The organism is Micromonospora sp. NBRC 110037 (assembly GCF_001652995.1).
GTDB lineage: Bacteria > Actinomycetota > Actinomycetes > Mycobacteriales > Micromonosporaceae > Micromonospora > Micromonospora chalcea.
In genome coordinates, this window is sequence record NZ_BBVA01000024.1 from 1 (window position 1) to 3,707 (window position 3,707).

General features: G+C 72.6%; 1 pseudogene. It reads right to left on the reverse strand.

Going from position 1 to position 3,707, the window contains the following annotated elements:
* A pseudogene (locus A4R25_RS30380) lies at positions 1-3,653 on the reverse strand (beta-ketoacyl synthase N-terminal-like domain-containing protein); the annotation flags it as partial.
* Positions 3,654-3,707 lie beyond the last annotated feature (54 nt).

A 3,707-nucleotide genomic window follows, 5' to 3' on the forward strand; every position in this document is an offset into this window, starting at 1 on the left:
GCGACATCCGCCAGCTCGTCCGAGTCGCCGACCGACACCGCCCCGCGCGTCAGCCACCACAACCGGCCCGACCCACCGACGTCGGTCAGCGCCTGCACCACGGCCAGCGCCGTCGACACCTCGGCGGCGGCCGGAACCGGGGACGCCTCCCGCGGCTCGGCCAGCGACAGCAGGGACACCACGTGGGCGTCCCGGGCGTCGGAGCTCATCGCCTCCAGCAGCAGCCGCGCCACCCGGTCGCGGTCGGCGCCGGCCGGGATCAGCACCGGGACCGCCCGGTCGGCCCGGGCAGCCAGCGCCGCGGCCACCGGGTGGTCCTCCTGCCCGGGCGCCATCAGCAGCAGCCAGGTTCCCGCCAACGTCGCGGAGTCCGGCACGGCGGCCGTACGCCACGTCGCCCGGTACCGCCAGGAGTCGACGACCGCCCGCTGCTGCGTCGCACGCCGCCACCGGGCGAGCTTGGGCAGCAGCGCCGTGGACGGCTCGTCCGCGCCCACGGCGAGATCCTCGCCCAGCACGCCGAGGTCCCCGGACTCGACCGCCGCCCAGAACTGCTCGTCGGACGGGGCGTCGGCCCGCTCCGGAGCCGAGCCGGGCTGGGGGTCCTCCAGCCAGTAGCGCTGCCTGTCGAAGGCGTAGGTGGGCAGTTCCACCGCGCGCGGCCGGGTGCCGGTCTGGCCGAGGTACGCCGCCCAGTCGACGGCCACGCCGGCGGCCCAGAGCTGCCCGGCGGCAGTGGTGAGGGTGGTGACGTCGGGCTGGCTGCGGCGCAGCGTGGCGACGTACCGCACGTCGTCGGCGGTGTCCGCCTCGGCGGCCATGGCGGTGAGGACCGCGTCCGGGCCGATCTCCAGGAAGGTGTCCACCCCCTGTGCCCGCAGAGCAGCCACCCCGTCGGCGAAGCGCACCGGCTGCCGCACGTGCCGCACCCAGTAGCCGGGCTCGGTGATCTCTGCGGCGTCCGCGACCGCGCCGGTCACGTTCGACACGATTGGGATCCGCGGCGGTTGCCAGTCGAGCCCCGCCACCACCGACGCGAACTCGTCCAGCATCGGATCCATCAACCGCGAATGGAAGGCGTGACTGACCGCCAGTTCCTTGACCCGCCAACCCCGCTCACAGCAGGCCCCCACCACCGAAGCCACCTCATCGGCCGCGCCCGAGACGACCACCGACGCGGGGCCGTTCACCGCCGCAATGTCCACGACCGCGCCCGACGCGCCGAGCAGCTCGGCGACAGCCTCCTCCGACGCACCGACCGCCGCCATCACGCCACCGGCCGGCAACGCCTGCATCAACCGGCCCCGCGCCGCCACCAACGTGCACGCGTCCCTCAGGGACAACATCCCCGACACGTACGCCGCCGTCACCTCACCAATCGAATGACCCGCCAGGAAATCAGCCCGCACCCCCCACGACGCGAGCAACTCCCACAACGCCACCTCAACAGCGAACAACCCCGCCTGCGCGAACACGGTCTGATCCACCAGAGCCGCAGTCTCCGAACCCGGCTCCGCGAACACCACCTCGCGCAACGCACGCGGCAGACGCGGATCAATCTCCGCGCACACTTCGTCGAACGACGCCGCGAACACCGGGAACGCCTCGTACAGCTCCCGGCCCATACCCGCACGCTGCGAACCCTGACCCGTGAACAACACCGCCCGACGACCCGCCGACACCACACCCGCAGACCGACCCTCAGCCACCGCCGCAAGGCCCGCCACCAGCTCGTCCACGTCCGAGCCCCACACCACCGCCCGATACTCCAACGCCGCCCGAGTCGTCGCCAACGACCACGACACATCCACCGGCGACAGACCACGACCACGCACGAACGACCCCAGCCGCCCCGCCTGACCCGACAGACCCCGCTCCGAACGCCCCGACAGCACCCACGGCACCGGCACCCCGACGGGCACGGCAGACGCCGCGGCGTGCTCCGGCTCCGCCTGCTCGATGATCACGTGCGCGTTCGTGCCGGAGATCCCGAACGACGACACGGCAGCCCTGCGTGCGCGGCCCGCACCCGGCCACTCGCGCGCCCGGGTCACCAGCTCCACCGCGCCCGACGACCAATCCACATGCGACGACGGCACATCCACATGCAGCGTCGCCGGCACGGTCCCGTACCGCATCGCCAAGATCATCTTGATGATGCCCGCCACCCCCGCAGCCGCCTGCGTATGACCGATGTTCGACTTCACCGAGCCGAGCAACAGCGGCACATCCCGGCCCTGCCCGTACGTCGCCAGCAACGCCTGCGCCTCGATCGGATCACCCAACGACGTACCCGTACCGTGCGCCTCCACCACATCCACATCAGCCGCCGACAAACCCGCACTCGCCAGCGCCTGCCGGATCACCCGCTGCTGCGACGGACCATTCGGCGCCGTCAAACCATTCGACGCACCATCCTGATTCACCGCCGAACCCCGCACCACCGCCAGCACCCGACGCCCGTCACGCCGCGCATCCGACAAGCGCTGCACCACCAGCACGCCGACGCCCTCGGACCAGCCCGTGCCGTCCGCGGCGTCCGAGAACGACTTGCAGCGGCCGTCGGCGGACAGGCCGCCCTGGATCGAGAACTCGGCGAACGTGCCCGGTGAGGCCATCACGGTGACGCCGCCGGCCAGGGCGAGGTCACACTCGCCGGACCGCAGCGCCTGCGCCGCCAGGTGCAACGCCACAAGCGACGACGAACACGCCGTGTCCACAGTCACCGCCGGCCCCTCGAAACCGAACGAGTACGCCACCCGGCCCGACAACACGCTTGTCGCGTTGCCGGTGAGCAGGTGGCCGCCGACCTCCTGGGCCCGACCGACCGACCCGCTGGCGTACCCCTGGAAGCTGGCCCCGGCGAAGACGCCGACCGCGCCGCCCCGCAGGGTGGTCGGGTCGATGCCCGCCGACTCGACTGCCTCCCACGAGGTCTCCAGCAGCAGCCGCTGCTGCGGGTCCATGGCGAGCGCCTCCCGCGGCGAGATGCCGAAGAACTCGGCGTCGAACTCGCCGGCGTCGTAGACGAAGCCGCCCCTGCGGGCGAAGGACGTGTCGGACAGGCCGCTGCTGAGGAAGCTGTCCCAGCCCCGGTCGAGGGGGAACTCGGAGATGCCGTCGCGTCCGGTGGCGAGCAGTTGCCACAGTTCTTCCGGGGACGCGACGCCACCCGGGAGGCGGCAGCCCATGCCGACGATCACGATCGGGTCGTCGTCGACGGTGGCGACCCTGCGGTCGGCCGGCGCGTCGCCCGATGCTCCGAGCACGGTCTCCCGGATGAAGGCGACCAGGGCGGCCGGCGTCGGGTGGTCGAAGACGAGGGTGGAGGGCAACGCGAGGCCGGTTTCGGCGGTCAGCCGGTTGCGCAGCTCGACTGCGGTGAGCGAGTCGAAGCCGAGGCGCTGGAACGCCCGGTCCGGCCGCACCGCCTCCACGGTGGCGTGGCCGAGCACCGTGGCGACCTGGGAGCGTACGAGGTCCAGGAGGGACGCCTCGACCTCCGGCGGCGTCAGGGCCGCGAGCCGCTCGCGCAGTGCGGAGGCCCGGTCGGTGGGGCCGGTCTCGGCTCGGGACGCCGCCTCGATCGCCGCCTGTGCTTCGGGGATGTCGGTGAACAACCGGGACGGACGCAACGCCGTGAACGACGGCACAAACCGATCCCACCGCACATCCGCCACCACCACCTGCCCCTCACCACCATCCAA